At 73.0% G+C, this 14,096-nt stretch carries 13 protein-coding genes; all 13 read right to left on the bottom strand.

The features are described from left to right. Positions 1-9: 9 nt before the first annotated feature. Positions 10-1,038: a heat-inducible transcriptional repressor HrcA gene (gene hrcA, locus LPT13_RS06100; protein ID WP_242164633.1), complete on the bottom strand. Its 1,029-nt coding sequence runs from the start codon at positions 1,036-1,038 to the stop codon at positions 10-12. A gap of 123 nt (positions 1,039-1,161) precedes the next feature. Further along, positions 1,162-2,091, bottom strand: coding sequence for a prenyltransferase (locus tag LPT13_RS06095; protein ID WP_242164631.1), 930 nt, complete (start codon positions 2,089-2,091; stop codon positions 1,162-1,164). Positions 2,092-2,208: 117 nt separating this feature from the next. Continuing rightward, positions 2,209-2,781, bottom strand: a complete 573-nt coding sequence (locus LPT13_RS06090; RefSeq protein ID WP_242164629.1) for a hypothetical protein — start codon at positions 2,779-2,781, stop codon at positions 2,209-2,211. 159 nt (positions 2,782-2,940) lie between these two features. After that, complete coding sequence (gene gluQRS, locus LPT13_RS06085; RefSeq protein ID WP_242164627.1) at positions 2,941-3,903, bottom strand: tRNA glutamyl-Q(34) synthetase GluQRS; 963 nt, start codon at positions 3,901-3,903, stop codon at positions 2,941-2,943. Beyond that, the gene (locus LPT13_RS06080) at positions 3,887-5,233 is read right to left on the bottom strand and encodes a phenylacetate--CoA ligase family protein (protein WP_242164625.1); all 1,347 of its coding nucleotides are present in this window, start codon (positions 5,231-5,233) and stop codon (positions 3,887-3,889) included. The genes gluQRS and LPT13_RS06080 overlap by 17 nt, the downstream gene beginning before the upstream one ends. A 10-nt stretch (positions 5,234-5,243) precedes the next feature. Next, a complete protein-coding gene (locus LPT13_RS06075; RefSeq protein ID WP_242164623.1) occupies positions 5,244-5,678 on the bottom strand; it encodes an amino acid-binding protein in 435 nt (144 codons plus the stop codon). Positions 5,679-5,681: 3 nt separating this feature from the next. Next, entirely contained in the window at positions 5,682-6,272 is a 591-nt protein-coding gene (locus LPT13_RS06070) for an indolepyruvate oxidoreductase subunit beta (RefSeq protein WP_242164621.1), read from the bottom strand. 9 nt (positions 6,273-6,281) lie between these two features. Further along, on the bottom strand, positions 6,282-8,009 hold the full coding sequence (locus LPT13_RS06065; RefSeq protein WP_242164619.1) for a thiamine pyrophosphate-dependent enzyme: 1,728 nt from the start codon (positions 8,007-8,009) through the stop codon (positions 6,282-6,284). A gap of 66 nt (positions 8,010-8,075) precedes the next feature. Next, positions 8,076-8,516, bottom strand: coding sequence for an FHA domain-containing protein (locus LPT13_RS06060; RefSeq protein ID WP_242164618.1), 441 nt, complete (start codon positions 8,514-8,516; stop codon positions 8,076-8,078). 113 nt (positions 8,517-8,629) lie between these two features. Next, entirely contained in the window at positions 8,630-10,036 is a 1,407-nt protein-coding gene (locus LPT13_RS06055) for a D-alanyl-D-alanine carboxypeptidase family protein (protein ID WP_242164616.1), read from the bottom strand. Then, positions 10,026-10,448, bottom strand: a complete 423-nt coding sequence (locus LPT13_RS06050) for an ACT domain-containing protein (RefSeq protein WP_242164614.1) — start codon at positions 10,446-10,448, stop codon at positions 10,026-10,028. Before LPT13_RS06050 ends, LPT13_RS06055 begins: the two co-directional genes overlap by 11 nt. Beyond that, complete coding sequence (locus tag LPT13_RS06045) at positions 10,448-11,755, bottom strand: phenylacetate--CoA ligase family protein (protein WP_242164612.1); 1,308 nt, start codon at positions 11,753-11,755, stop codon at positions 10,448-10,450. Before LPT13_RS06045 ends, LPT13_RS06050 begins: the two co-directional genes overlap by 1 nt. A gap of 74 nt (positions 11,756-11,829) precedes the next feature. After that, on the bottom strand, positions 11,830-14,094 hold the full coding sequence (locus LPT13_RS06040; RefSeq protein ID WP_242164610.1) for a VanW family protein: 2,265 nt from the start codon (positions 14,092-14,094) through the stop codon (positions 11,830-11,832). Positions 14,095-14,096 lie beyond the last annotated feature (2 nt).

Below are 14,096 nucleotides of genomic sequence, written 5' to 3'. Positions count from 1 at the left end.
TTTCCTAACCTAACGCTCGGCGCGCTCGTCGTCGGACAGCGCGCGCTGCGCGGCGCGAACCGCGCGGATGACCCTGCTGTAGTCCATGCGGGTGGGGCCGATGACGGCCACCACGCCGGCGCCGTCGCCCCAGCCGTAGGGGCTCGCCACCACCGACACGCCCGCGAGCTCCTCGGCCCCGTTCTCGCTGCCGATGCGCACGGCGCACGGCGCCGCGCCGCCGGCGAGCGCGTCGCCGAACAGGTGCAGCAGCACCGTGTCGTCCTCGAGCATCGACATGACCGGCGCGAGCGCCTGGGACTGGGCGAACTCCGGCTTGCGCAGAAGCGAGCTCATCCCCACGCGGTGCGCCCGGCCCAGGCTCGACTCCTGCACGCAGGCGGCCACCTCCTCGAGCACCGCCCGGGCGAGCGGGTCGGCGAGCGCCTCCAGGTCGCGGGAGCGGGCCGCCGTGCGGGCCTCGGCCAGCGAGCGGCCGGACAGCACGCGGTTGAGCAGCGCCTCCACCTGGGCCAGGTCGTCGGGCGCGACGGGGTCGGCGAAGGTGAGGTGGCGGTTGGCCACCTGGCCGTCCTCGGCCACGATGACGACGAGGGCGTGATGGTCGGAAAGCGAGATGAGCGAGAGCTGGCAGATGTGCGCGGACAGGAGCGAGGGGGCCACCACCACCGACAGGCAGTCGGTGAGGCGAGCCAGCGCCGCGGAGGTCTGCTCCATGAGCGCGTCGAGCTCGCTGGCCGTGGCGCGCAGCTGGTCGGCGACGTCCAGGCGGGGCGCCTCCTCCCAGTCCAGGCCGCCCGAGAGCAGCTCGTCGACGAAGGCGCGGTAGCCCGCGTCGGTGGGCACGCGCCCGGCCGAGGTGTGGGGCTGGGTGATGTAGCCCGCGTCCTCGAGGGCCGACAGGTCGTTGCGCACGGTGGCGGGGCTCACGCCGAGCGCGTAGCGCTCGGTGAGGGTGCGCGACCCCACGGGCAGCGCGCGGGCGACGTACTCCTCGATCAGCGCGCAGAGCACGCGCTGGCGGCGATCTGACAGCATGGGGCCTCCTCCCTCATCCGCGGCGATCCTCGTTCCGGGGCAGTATTCTAGCAGCCAGGGCCGACGAGTGCTAATGATGCCCGTTTCTCGACGGAAGCGTCACAATGCGCCCGGGGAGCGGGCCTAGAGCATGAGGGCGCAGGCGTAGAAGGCCCCCAGCGCCACGTTGAGGGAGCAGATCTGGCCCATGGCGGCCACGCGGGCGGGCGGGGCCAGGGGGTTCTTGCGCATGCCGGCCACGAGCGGCCAGGCCGCGGGCACCATGAACACCACCACGATGAGCCCGCGTGGGAACCACGCGGCCACGATGAGCGCGATGGCCGCCACCCACGCGCAGAGGAGCCCGTGGTAGGCGCGGCGGGCGCGCTCGCGCCCGAGCAGCACCGGCAGCGTCCGGCGCCCGGCGGCGACGTCCTTCTCGATGTCGCAGGTGTTGTTCGTCATCATGATGAGCCCCACGCCGATGATGGTGGGCACCGCCCAGACAAGCGCCATCCAGCTGAACGAGCCGGAGAGCACCTGGTAGCACGCGAGCGGGATGAGCCCGCCCATCACCACGCCGCTCACGGCCTCGCCGATGGGCAGGTACGAGATGGGCGTGCGCCCGCCGGAGTAGAGCACCACCGCGACGGCGGCGACGGCGGCGATGGCGAGCGGGATCCACCCCGCGCGGGCGACGACGTAGGCGCCGAGCAGGAAGGCGGCGGCCAGGAGGGCGACGGCCAGCGCGAGGGCCTCGCCCGGGTGCACGTCGTTGTAGACGAGCACCGCGTCGCTCTCCTCCACGTTGTCCTCGGCCGAGTCGGCGCCCCTCACGTAGTCGAAGTAGTCGTTGAAGGCGTTCACCGACGCCTGCATGAGCACGCAGATGACCAGGAGCAGCGCCGCCAGGGGCCCGTCGAGGCGCCCCGTCGTCGCCAGCGCGGCGCCGGCGGCCACCATCACCGGCATGATGGCCGCCGGCCAGGTGTGGGGCGCCGCCAGCTGGAGGGCCAGGCGGGGCGTGAGGTGGGCGCGCGGGGCGCGGGGCGCGTCGGGGAGGGTGTCGGCCATGGGGCTCCTCGGATCGGTCGGGCGGGCGGGTCGTGCGGGCAAGAGTATACGCCCGCAAAAAAGGCCGCCCCGCGCAGGCGGGGCGGCCGTGGGTTCCCCGGAGGGGAGCGGCGGGGCCTAGTTGGTCAGCATCGCCGTGGTGATCTCCTGCTCGGAGGCGGCGTCCGGCGTCCAGGTGTTGCCGTTCTTGGTGTAGGTGATGTTGATCTGGTCGGTCTCGGCGACCTCCACGCCCGCCAGGGCGTCCATCACGGTCTGGCCGAGCAGCTGGTTCAGCTCGTCCTTGGTCATGGCCTGGATGGCGGCCGGGTCGGAGGCCAGGTTGGTGGCGGCCTCCTGCACGGCCTGGTTGTAGGCGGTGAAGCTCTTGCAGGTCAGGGTGACCTTCGCGGTGGCCTTGTTGCCGTCGACGGTGATGTCGTCGATCTTGTAGTCGAAGCCGTCCAGGTAGGTCTTCATGAACTCGACGCCGTCGATGCCGTAGGTGGCGAGCTCGTCGACGTCCATGTCGGTGGCCATCTCGGTCATGAACGCATCGTCCATGTTCTTGATCTGGTCCAGCTCCTCGGTGAGGCTCTTGCGGATGACCTCCTCGTCGGACGGGCCGCTGTTGCAGCCGGCCATGAGGCCCAGCGTGAAGACCAGAAGCGCCGACGCGGACACGGCGGCGAGCACCTTCTTGAAGCTCATGGGCTCTTCCTTTCTGCGTAGGTTCCCCTCCCGTGGGGATGCATGAAACTGACCAGCCCACAATAGACCAACGGCGGTGCCCCGGCAACCGCGAACCCCGCTTCAAGTGGGCAAATGTTTGTAAGCTGTCGTTTACACGCCGCTGACGGCGCCCCTTCCCTACCGCCAGGGGATCTGGATCTTGTCGGCGAAGGCGTCGGGGAGGCGGGCGGGGTCGAAGGCGGCGAGCAGCTGCTCGGGCGTGGCCGGATCGCTCGTGGGCGCGAGCCCGCACACGCCGGCGATGTGCCCGATGACGGCCTCGGGCGAGCCGAGCCGCGCGATGAGCTCGTCGAGGGCCGCGTCGCGGTCGCGCTTGGAGAGGCGCCGATCCGCCTCGGCCACCACGAGGGGCACGTGCGCGTAGGCAGGCTCGGGCAGCCCGAGCAGGCGCTGGAGGTGGATCTGCTGCGGCGTCGAGCAGAGCAGGTCGACCCCGCGCACCACGCTCGTGACGCCCTGGGCGGCGTCGTCCACGACGACGGCCAGCTGGTAGGCGAAGGCGCCGTCGGAGCGGCGCACGATGAAGTCGCCGCAGTCGCGCGCGAGGTCCTGGGCGTAGTCGCCCTGCACCAGGTCGTGGAAGGCCACCGTCTCGGCAGGCACGCGCAGGCGCGTGGCCGCGCGGCGCCCGGCGGCCTCGCGCTCGGCGCGCTCGCGTGGCCCCAGGCCGCGGCAGGTGCCCGGGTAGACCGGCTTCTCGCCGCGGTGCGGCGCCGAGGCCGCGTGGAGGTCGGCCCGCGTGCAGTAGCAGGGGTAGGTGAGCCCGCGCGCGGCCAGCGCGCCCAGGGCCGCCTCGTAGGCGTCGTCGCGGTCGTGCTGGAAGTAGGGCCCGCGGTCCCACGTGAGGCCGAGCCGCTCGAAGTCGCGCTGCACGGCGTCGACGAAGCCGGGCTTGGACCGCTCGCGGTCGAGGTCCTCGACGCGCAGCACCACCTCGCCGCCCTGGGACTTGGCCACCAGCCACGCCACCAGGGCGGCGAACACGTTGCCCGCGTGCATGCGCCCCGTGGGCGACGGCGCGAACCGCCCGACGACGGGGCGCGCGGCCGGGGCGGCCTCCCTGCTACCGGCGGCGGTCATCGACGTGCTTGGCCTTGCCGAGGGTGCGCTCGATGCCGCCGGGCTCCACCAGGCGCACGACGGGCGTGACCAAAAGCACGTTGCGCAGCTTGCCCGCCACCTCGCGCGCAAAGGCGCTCATCTCCTCGAAGGAGTCGCTGAAGGCCTCGGGCTTGATCTCCACCTCCACCGTCATGCGGTCGAGGCCGCCCTCGTTGTCCACGACGATGCGGTAGTGCGGCGTGAGCTCGTCGATGCGGCCGATCACGTCCTCCACCTGGCTCGGGAATACGTTGGTGCCGCGGATGATGAGCATGTCGTCGCAGCGCGAGCGCACCTTCTGCATGCGCGCGAGCGTGCGCCCGCAGGCGCAGGGCTCGGTGGTGACGCGGGTGAGGTCGTGGGTGCGGTAGCGCAGCACCGGGATGCCGCGCTTGTCGAGCGGCGTCAGCACGAGCTCGCCCATCTCGCCCTCGGCCACGGGCTCGCCGGTGGCGGGGTCGACGACCTCCCACAGGAAGTGGTCCTCGGCGATGTGCTGCTGGTCGCGGTGGGCCAAACACTCCCCCGACACGCCAGGGCCCATGACCTCGGTCAGCCCGTAGTTGTCGGTGCAGGTGATGTGCATGCGCGCCTCGATCTCGGCCTTGAGGCGCGGCGGGCACGGCTCGCCGCCGAAGAGCCCCCGCTCGAGGGTGGACGACGCCCAGTCGAAGCCCAGCTTCTCCCCCACCTCGCAGATGTGCATGGCGTAGGAGGGCGTGGCGATGAGCGTGGTGGTGCCGTAGTCCTCGATCATCTGGATGTGGCGCTCGGTGTTGCCGGCGCCGGCGGGGATCATCATGCCGCCGATGCGCTGGATGCCGTAGTGCAGGCCGAAGCCGCCGGTGAACATGCCGTAGCCGAAGGCCATCTGCACGCGGTCGGCCGCCGTGACGCCGGCCATCTGGGCCAGGCGCGCGATGCACTCGCTCCACACGTCCATGTCGGCGGCGGTGTAGCCCACGACGATGGGCTTGCCCGTGGTGCCCGACGAGGCGTGCATCTCGACGATCTCGTCCATGGGCACGGCGAACATGCCGAAGGGGAACGTCTCGCGCAGGGCGGACTTGTCGGTGAAGGGCAGCTTGCGCACGTCGTCCAAGGTGCGGATGTCGGCAGGCGTGACGCCGAGGGCGTCCATCTGGTCGCGGTACCACGGCACCCGGGCGTAGGTGTAGCCGACCTGCTCGATGAGCTTGGCCAGCTGGATGGCGCGGATGCGCTCGCGCGAGGTGCACTCCACCTCGGGCAGGTAGATGGGCAGCGCGGAGAAGTCGATCTGGTCGGGAGCGGGCATCGGGGTTCCCACGGGGCGCCTCCTAGAGGGTCGCGCCCGCGAGCACGCGGGCGAGCTCGGCTTGGTCCACCAGGTCGATGTCGGCATCGGCCAGCGCCGCCTCGGCGGAGGCGATGTCCTTGACCGACAGGGCGATGCAGGTGGCGGCGAGCGAGTAGCAGTAGACGATGTTGATGCCGGCCTGGGCGCAGGCGACCATGGCGCGGGCGAGCGCGCCGGGGCGGTCGTCCAGGCGGGCGCAGAGCACCTCGCTCGTGCGGGCCGCGGCGCCGCGCTCGGCGAGGAGCGCCATGGCCGCGTCGGGCCGATCCACGATGAAGCGGACGATGCCGTACTCGCCGGTGTCCCCGGCGCAGAAGCCGCGCACCTGGATGCCGGCCTCGGCGAAGGCCTCGAGCGTGCGGGTCAGGTGCCCCGGGCGGCTCTCGACGAAGACGCTGATCTGGGTGATGCTCATGGGCTAGATCCCCTCCCTCTCCTCGACGAAGGCGCGCCCGGCGGCGAGCGCGGCCAGGTTCGCCTCGACGGTCTTGGCGGGCACGCGGGCGGCCACGGTGGACTCCCACGCCTCGGCGGGGAAGTCGAGGGCGGCCGAGAGCGCCCCGAGCAGGACGACGTTGGACGCCTTGGCGTTGCCGGCCTCGCGCGCGATGGCGTCGGCGGGCACGAGCAGCGCCCCGGCGTCGATGAGCTGCTCGCGGGCGCGGGCGGGCATGGCCGCCTTGCCCGTGAGCACCGGCAGCGGCTTGATGGCCTCGTCGTTGACGATGAGCGCGCCCCCCTCGGCGAGGAAGGGCAGGTTGCGCAGGGCCTCGGTGGTCTCGAAGGAGACGATCACGTCGGCGCATCCCAGGTCGGCCACCATGGACCCCACCCGCTCGCCCACGCGCACCACCGTGGTGACGGCGCCGCCGCGCTGGGCCATGCCGTGGATCTCGGACACCTTCACGTCGCGCCCCGCGGCGAGGGCCGCGTGGGCCAGCAGGTCGGCCGCCAGGATGGTCCCCTGGCCGCCCACGCCGCACAGAAGGACGGTCTTCGTATCAGCCATGGTCTCCTCCTAGTCCTGGGCGATGGCGTCGAAGCGGCAGTACTGGGCGCACTGCCCGCAGCCGATGCACAGCGCCGGGTCGATGGAGGCGAGCCCCGCCTCCGGGTCGCGGGCGATGGCCGGGCAGCCAAGCGTGGCGCACACGCCGCAGCCGGTGCAGCGCGGGCCCGCGCTGTAGACGGGCTTGCGCGTGCGCTCGAGCAGCACGCAGGGCGCGCGGAAGATGAGCACGGTGAGCTCGGGCGAGGCCACGGCCGCCTTGATCGCGGCGCGCACAGCCCCCATGTCGTAGGGGTCGACGACCGACACGTCCTCGACGCCGACGGCGCGCACGACGGCCTCCAGGTCGAGCTCGCGGCTCGGGCGGTCCTGGAGCGTGACGCCGTTGAAGGGGTTGCCCTGGCGGCCGGTCATGGCCGTGGTGCGGTTGTCGAGCACGCACACGGTGCCGCCGCCGCGGTTGTAGACGGTGGAGATGAGCGAGGAGAGCCCCGAGTGGGCGAAGGTCGAGTCGCCGATGACGGCCACCACGGGGCGGTGCTCCGCGCCCGCGAGCGCCAGCTCGAAGCCGTGGGCCATCGACACCGACGCGCCCATGTCGACGCAGGTGTCCATGGCGGCAAGCGGCGGCAGGGCGCCTAAGGTGTAGCAGCCGATGTCACCGGTCACGATGGCCCTCACGCGGGTGAGCTCCTTGAACACCAGGCGGTGGGGGCAGCCGGGGCACAGCGCCGGCGGGCGCGCGGGCACGTCGGCGCGGGGCGCGGCGTGCGGCGGCTCGGGCAGGCCGAAGGCGGCGCGCACGAGCCCGGGGCTGAGCTCGCCCTCGCGCGGCAGGGGCGCCGGGAAGGCGGACACCTCCACGCCGCAGGCGCGCACGGCCTGGGCGAGGTAGTCCGACGCTTCCTCCACCACGTAGAGGGCGTCCACCTCGTCGGCGAAGGCGCGCAGCCGGGCCGCCGGCAGCGGCCAGGTGACCCCGAGCTTCATGATGGACGCGTCGGGCAGCGCCTCGGCCACGTGCTGGTAGGCGGCCCCGGCGCACACGACGCCGACGGCCGAGCCGCGGCGCTCGACCACGTTGTAGGGGCACTCCTCCGCCCAGGCGGCCAGCTCGGCGTCGCGGGCCAGCTGCACCGTGCGGCGCGGCTTGGCGAAGGCGGGCATCATCACCCACTTCTGCGGGCGGCTCTCGTAGGGCGCCGGCTCGTAGGCGGCGCGCCCGCCCTCCTCGACCGGGGTCTTGGTGTGGGACACGCGCACCGTCGAGCGCAGCATGAAGGGCACGTCGAAGCGCTCGGACAGCGCGAAGGCGTCGCGGGCGAAGGCGAGGGCCTCGGCCGAGTCGGCCGGGTCCATCATGGGCAGGTGCGCCGCGGCGGCGTAGAAGTGGGAGTCCTGCTCGTTCTGGGACGAGTACATCCCCGGGTCGTCGGCGGCGAGCACCACCATGCCGCCCCCCACGCCGGTGTAGGCGGCGGTGAACAGCGGGTCGGCCGCCACGTTGACGCCCACGTGCTTCATGGTGGCGAGCACCCGCGCGCCGGCGGCCGACGCGCCCAGGCCCACCTCGACGGTCACCTTCTCGTTCACGCACCACTCGGCGTAGACGCCCTCCTTGCGGGCGAAGGCCTCCATCGTCTCGGTGGAGGGGGTGCCCGGGTAGGCGACGCCCACCGTGGCGCCGGCCTCCCACGCCCCCTGGGCGACGGCCTCGTTTCCCGACAGCAGCTTCATCTCACGTCCTCTCCTCGGCGGGCGGCGCGCCCGCTCCCCATGGCGCCCGCCCGGGCGCCCCGAATCCTAGGCCTCGTCGTAGCGCAGGCAGAACGACCCGATCTGGATGAGGTCGCCCGGCGCGAGCACCTTGGCCTCGACGTTGGCGTTGTTGATCCACACCCCGTTGAAGGAGTTCTCGTCGCGGATGACGTAGGCGTCGCCCTCGCGCTCCACCACGGCGTGGCTGCGCGACACGGTCATGTCGTTCAGGAACACCGTGCACTGGGGGCTGCGCCCGATGGTGACGGGCTCGTCGCCGAGCGCGTAGGAGGCGCCGGCCTGGCGCCCGCGCAGCACGGTGAGCGTCGCGGCGGCCGGGGCCGGGGCGGCGGCGGGGGCGTCGGCGTCAGCCAGGTTGATGGGCTCGAAGCGCTCGGTGGTGCCGAGCAGCTTGAAGCCGCAGGCCTCGCAGGCGCTCGCGCCGGGGGTGACGGGGGCGCCGCACACGGGGCAGGTCTCGCTCATGGCATGCTCCTTCTCGTATCGACGGGCGGGGCGGCACGCACGCGCGGCCGCCCCGCCGGGGTTGCTCTCATCCGGGCCCGCGGGCCCGCGCGCCCACCGCGGGCGCGCCCGCGCTACTTCGCCGTCTTGTCGAAGATGAGCGGGGTGTCGTTAATGATAACCGACTCGGCCGCGGTGGGCTCGCCGGCCAGGCCGCGCCAGAGGCGATCCCACCAAATGCCCACCCCCTCGAAGAAGCCGGGGGCGGCCGCGTCGGCGGCGGCCACCACGTCGATGACGGCCACCACCTCGTTGGCCTGGTAGAACGTCGCGCGGCCCAGGGTGTCCCCCGCGCTCACGGCGCCGTTCACGTCGAAGAGCTCGAAGGACTGGCTCACGTTGCCGTCGGGGGCGAACACCTCCACGGCGGCGTCGGGGTCGGCGAAGGTGGCCGGCACCGTCTTGTCGAGCCAGGCGCCCAGCGACACCTCGGCCACCACCGGCACCTCGGCCGGGGCGCCGTCGACGTCCATGGCCACCGTGCGGTCGCTGTGGGCGAGCGGGTAGCTCACGCGGTTGCCGTAGACCCAGTTGTAGAGGGCCTCGGCGTCGTCGAAGCGCTGGTTCTCGGACGTGGAGTGCAGCACGATGGCGTAGAGGTACTCGCCGCCGCGCTCGCAGGCGCCCGCGAAGGACTGGCCGGCGGCCTCGGTGTAGCCGGTCTTGATGCCGCAGGCCCCCTCGTAGACCCCGATGAGCTTGTCGGTGGACTTGAGCGTGACCGTGGCGGGCGTGCCGTCGGCCCGGGTCACGGGGATGGTCGCCTCGTCCATGGCCACGATCGAGCGGAAGGTCTCGCTTTTCATGGCGTAGGAGCACATGGTGGCCACGTCGCGAGCCGAGCAGTGCATGTCGGCGGCGTGGGATCCGTTGTCGAGCCCGTGGGGGTTGGCGAACAGGGCGCCTTCCATCCCCAGCTCGGCGGCCTTGGCGTTCATGGCCGCCACGAAGGCGGCCTCGGGCTCGCCTGGGCCCAGAAGCGGCCCGAGCGTCTCGGCGATGGCGATGGCCGCGTCGTTGCCCGAGGGGATCATGAGCCCCTTGAGCGCCGACTCGAGCGTCATCGTGTCGCCGGCGAGCAGGCCCGCGCTCGACTCGCCCACCTGCGCCGCCCGGGCGCTCACGGTGACGGGCGTGTCGAGCGGCGCCCCGCTGTCGAGGGCCACGATGGCGGTCATCACCTTGGTGATGGACGCGATGCGCACCTGGGCGTCGGCGTCGCGCTCGAAGTAGAGCGTGCCGTCGGAGGACAGCAGGGCGGCGTAGTCGGCGGCCACGTTGGGGCACAGCGCCGCCGGCAGGCCGCGCTGCTCGACCGACGTGCCCATGACCAGGTCGGTCTTGCGCACGTCGGCCCAGGCGACGCCGGGCGCGGCCAGGGGCGCGCACGCCAGCGCGACGGCGAGCGCCAGGGCGCACGCGGCGCGAAGCGCCCGGCCGGGCGAGCCGGCCGGGCGGCGGAGGGAGGCGCTAGGCGGCATGGGCGCCCTCGTCGCGCACGACGTCGAACCCGGCGGCGGCCAGGCGCTCCTCGGCGTCATCGCCGTCGATCTTGAGCACGTCGACGGCCGCGTCGTCGCCGACCGAGTAGCAGTAGCCGTACTCCACGTTCATGCCGGCCTCGTCGCAGAACTCGAGCAGGCGCGCCAGGCCGCCGGGCTCGTTGGGCACGCGCACGGCGATGACCGGGGTGACGGCGGCGCGGTAGCCGGCGTCGACCAAAAGCGCCGCGGCCTCGTCGGGGCGGTCGCAGAAGATGCGCACGACGCCGAAGTCGGCGGTGTCGGCCAGCACGAGCGAGCTCATGTTCACGCCCGCGTCGGCGAGCGTGCGGCAGGCGGCTGCCAGGCGGCCGCGCTCGTTGGCGAGAAAGACGGTGAGCTGGGAAATCATTAGTTCTTCGCCTCCCTGAGGTCGATGACGCGCTTGGCCTTACCCATGGAGCGCTCGATGGTCTTGGGTTCCACGATCTTGATCTCGACGGACACCTGCAGGTTGCTCTTCAGCTCGGCGGCCAGGCGCCCCTTGAGGTCCTCGATCTTGCGCACCTCGTCGATGGGGAACTCGGGAACCGTCTCCACCTGCAGCTCCACGCGGTCGAGCGGGCCCTTGGTGGTCAGGATGATCTGGTACTGCGTGGCGATCTCGGGGAACTCGGTGATGACCTGCTCGATCTGGGACGGGAACACGTTCACGCCGCGGATGATGAGCATGTCGTCGGTGCGGCCGCGCAGATAGTCGATCTTGCGGTGGGTGCGCCCGCACGCGCACGGCTCGGACACGATGCGCGTCACGTCGCGGGTGCGGTAGCGGATGAGCGGCGAGCACTCGCGGGTGAGCGTGGTGATGACCAGCTCGCCCCACTCCCCGTCCGGCAGCACCTCGAGGGTCTCCGGGTCGATGATCTCGCAGTAGAACTGGTCCTCGGCGACGTGCAGGCCGCCGCGCTCGGCGCACTCCATGGCCACGCCCGGGCCCATGATCTCGGACAGGCCGTAGACGTCGCAGTACTGGATGCCGAGCTTCTCGGCTATCTCGTCCTTCATGTTCTGGGACGCCGGCTCGGCGCCGCAGATGACGGCCGATATGGGGAACTCGGTCGCCGGGTCGTAGCCCATCTCGATGGCCGTGTCGGCGATGAGCAGGGCGTAGGAGGGCGTGCAGGCCAGGATGTCGGTCTTGCAGTCCTTCATCATCTGCACCTGGCGCTTGGTGTTGCCCGAGGAGGTGGGGATGACGGTGCAGCCCATGGCCTCGCCGCCGGCATGGGCCCCCAGGCCCCCGGTGAACAGGCCGTAGCCGTAGGACACCTGGATGGTGGAGTTCTCGTCGCCGCCCACCATGGCGATGCCGCGGGCGAAGCAGTCGCCCCAGTTCCTCAGGTCCTCGGCGGTGTGGCCCACGACGGTGGCCTGGCCGGTGGTGCCCGACGAAGCGTGGATGCGGGCCACGTCGGCGTTGTCGCGGGCGAACATGCCGAAGGGGTAGGCGTCGCGCATGTCCTGCTTGACGCAGAAGGGGAACCGCGCCAGGTCCTCGAGCGACGCGAGGTCGTCGGGGGTCACCCCGGCCTCGTCGAAGCGCTCGCGGAACAGCTCGACGTTCTCGTAGGCGTTGCGCATGGACTCCCGCATGCGCTCGAGCTGCAGGGCGCGCAGCTCCTCGACCGGCATGGTCTCGATCTCGGGTTGGTAGTACATGGACCTTCCTTGCTCCTAGGGGGCTTGCCTTCTCTCACCAGGCGCGGTTGTCCCCCGCGCCAGAAGACGCTCCGCTAGGACGTGGGCGCCTCCGCGCCGTCGGCCGCCGGAGCATCGGGGCCCTTGACGATGACCTCGGTGATGGGGGCGTAGGCGGAGGAGAAGACGTCTTCCCGGAGCACCTCCCCATTCTGCGCCTTCACCGTGCGGGTGACCGAGAAGCGCTGCCCGTCGGCGCCGGCCGTCTTGACGTAGCTGGTGCCGGGGGCGAGGCTGTCGTCCCGCTCGGTGCGCGTGGAATGCTTCTTGCCCGGCGTCCACTCCCCCTCCTGGGTGGATACGGAGTAGCCCGGGTCAACGCCGTATAGTGTAGCGGTTATGCTGTCGTCGGTGTAGGTGAGCCGCAGCAGAAGGTCGGAAGCGGTGTCGTTTCTCCACGCGAGGTCGAGGTCGGGCCACGACACCGCCGCGTCGCGGCCGGCCGGGTAGCTGGCGATGTAGAGCGAGTGGTTCGTGCGGCGGTCCACCGGCAGCCCGCTCTCGTAGACGGCGTTGAAGATGGTGGTGGCCACCTGGCAGATGCCGCCGCCCACGTCGTCGGCGTACTCGTTGTCGACGATGGCGCCGGCGCCGAGGAAGCCGCGCTCGGCGGTGCGCTCGCCGGCCCGGTCGTTGAACGACCAGCTGCCGCCCGCCTCGACGATGCCGCCGTCGAGGATGTCGCAGATCAGCTGAATGTTGTGGGTGCGGTTGGCCGTGGACTCGGTGTTGGCGAAGCGCGTGGTGTAGCTCGACACCTCCTCGACGAGCCCGCAGGAGAGCGCGTCGTCGAGGCTGAGCGAGGCCGGTGCCGTCGCCGCGCCGACGGGGACGGCAAGCGCGCCTTCGGGCACCGCGGGCGCCTCCTGCGCCCCGGGCGCGCCGGCCGCGCGGGCCGGGGAGAGCAGCTCGCCGTCGATCAGGGCAAGCGCGTCGTCGACCTGCGGGATGACCACCGTGCCGTCGGTGCCGACGGTGACGGCGCCGCCCTCGGAGGAGAGGGTGACGCGCACCGGGTCGCCCGTGGCGGCGGCGTGGATCCGCTTGAGGAGGGTCGCCCGGGCCCGGGCCGGGCTCACCTCCACGGTGATCGCCGCTCCCCCCTCGCCCTCCTCGACGGCGACGTCGAGCCAGGCGGCCGCCTCCTCGCGGGTCACGTCGTAGGTGCGCTGCTCGTAGGTGAAGCTCAAGGGGCGGGCGAGCGCCGCGTCGAGGGCGGCGGCCACGCCGCGGGCCTGGGCCTCGGTGGTGCGCGGGGCCGCGTCGGACACCTGGGCCGTGAACTCCGCGTCGTCCGGGCCGGCCTCGAGCAGCGCCCGGTCGAGGGAGGCGACGAGCCACCCGCGGTCCACCATCCGCCCGCCGTGGCCCTCGACGACCGAGACGGAGCCGTCCTCGCCCACTGCGACCGTCCAGTCGGCCCGCGGCTCGCCCAGGGCGACGTCGAGGGAGGCGGCCAGGGCCTCGAGGGAGTCGCCGTCGTAGGACGCGCGCACGGGGATGGCGCGCCCGAGCGCGGCGGCCCCCAGGCGCGCGGGCAGCCCGCCGTCGGCCCGGCCCACGGCCAGGGCCTCGTCGGCCAGCTCGGCGGCGGGCAGGGTCGCGCCCAGCTCGCCCGCGTCGGTCACCCACAGGCGCTTGGCGCGGGCGGCCTCCTCCACCGACAGCTGCTCGGCCAGGGCCTGCTCCTGGAGGCGCTGCATGTCCACGTCGATGGTGGCGCGGGCCTCCTCGTCAGCGAACACGACGACGCGCGTGGCGGCGAGGCGCTCGCCGTAGGCGCCCTCGATGGCGCGCTCGGCCTCGTCACGGGTCATGCCCGACAGATCGACCGAGCCCACCGACACGCCGGTGTGGACGCGCCCGCCGGTCAGGGCCGCGTCGGCGCCGAGCACGACGACGGCCGCCAGGGCGAGCGCCGCCGCGACGCGGGCCGCGCGCGAGCGCCGCAGAAGCGCGGCGGCTGCCGCCCCGGCGCGGCGGGCGCCGCGGGCGGCCAGGCCGGCCCCGGCGAGGGCCGCCTCGGCGGCGCGGGAGGCGACGGCGGCAGCCGTCGGCGCGCGATCGGAGCGGGACGGGCCAGCGGCCGCCGTGCGGCGGGCGCGGCCGTCGGCGCGGGAGGGCCGGCCGGGGCGCGGCGCCGGGTCGGCGGCGCGGGACGGACGCGAGGATCGGGGCGCGGGATCGTCGGCGGCGCGGCCGGGGCGGGACGCGGGCGCCATCCCGTGGGCGGCGCGCACGGACGCGGCCGAGCGGCGGCCCGCGGGCGCGCGGCCGGGGCGGTCGGTGCGGCGCGCCATGG

Origin of the sequence: Adlercreutzia faecimuris (assembly GCF_022669055.1) — a bacterium.
Classification (GTDB): Bacteria; Actinomycetota; Coriobacteriia; order Coriobacteriales; family Eggerthellaceae; genus Enterorhabdus; species Enterorhabdus faecimuris.
This window is presented reverse-complemented; position numbering and strand designations above follow the sequence as displayed.

What these genes read in the sequence shown, in the direction of transcription:
- LPT13_RS06075 (WP_242164623.1), bottom strand. Translation starts at nt 5,678, where the DNA reads ATGAGCATCACCCAGATCAGCGTCTTCGTCGAGAGCCGCCCGGGGCAC.
- gluQRS (WP_242164627.1), bottom strand. Translation starts at nt 3,903, where the DNA reads ATGACCGCCGCCGGTAGCAGGGAGGCCGCCCCGGCCGCGCGCCCCGTC.
- LPT13_RS06050 (WP_242164614.1), bottom strand. Translation starts at nt 10,448, where the DNA reads ATGATTTCCCAGCTCACCGTCTTTCTCGCCAACGAGCGCGGCCGCCTG.
- LPT13_RS06090 (WP_242164629.1), bottom strand. Translation starts at nt 2,781, where the DNA reads ATGAGCTTCAAGAAGGTGCTCGCCGCCGTGTCCGCGTCGGCGCTTCTG.
- LPT13_RS06040 (WP_242164610.1), bottom strand. Translation starts at nt 14,094, where the DNA reads ATGGCGCGCCGCACCGACCGCCCCGGCCGCGCGCCCGCGGGCCGCCGC.
- LPT13_RS06070 (WP_242164621.1), bottom strand. Translation starts at nt 6,272, where the DNA reads ATGGCTGATACGAAGACCGTCCTTCTGTGCGGCGTGGGCGGCCAGGGG.
- LPT13_RS06065 (WP_242164619.1), bottom strand. Translation starts at nt 8,009, where the DNA reads ATGAAGCTGCTGTCGGGAAACGAGGCCGTCGCCCAGGGGGCGTGGGAG.
- LPT13_RS06060 (WP_242164618.1), bottom strand. Translation starts at nt 8,516, where the DNA reads ATGAGCGAGACCTGCCCCGTGTGCGGCGCCCCCGTCACCCCCGGCGCG.
- hrcA (WP_242164633.1), bottom strand. Translation starts at nt 1,038, where the DNA reads ATGCTGTCAGATCGCCGCCAGCGCGTGCTCTGCGCGCTGATCGAGGAG.
- LPT13_RS06055 (WP_242164616.1), bottom strand. Translation starts at nt 10,036, where the DNA reads ATGCCGCCTAGCGCCTCCCTCCGCCGCCCGGCCGGCTCGCCCGGCCGG.
- LPT13_RS06095 (WP_242164631.1), bottom strand. Translation starts at nt 2,091, where the DNA reads ATGGCCGACACCCTCCCCGACGCGCCCCGCGCCCCGCGCGCCCACCTC.
- LPT13_RS06045 (WP_242164612.1), bottom strand. Translation starts at nt 11,755, where the DNA reads ATGTACTACCAACCCGAGATCGAGACCATGCCGGTCGAGGAGCTGCGC.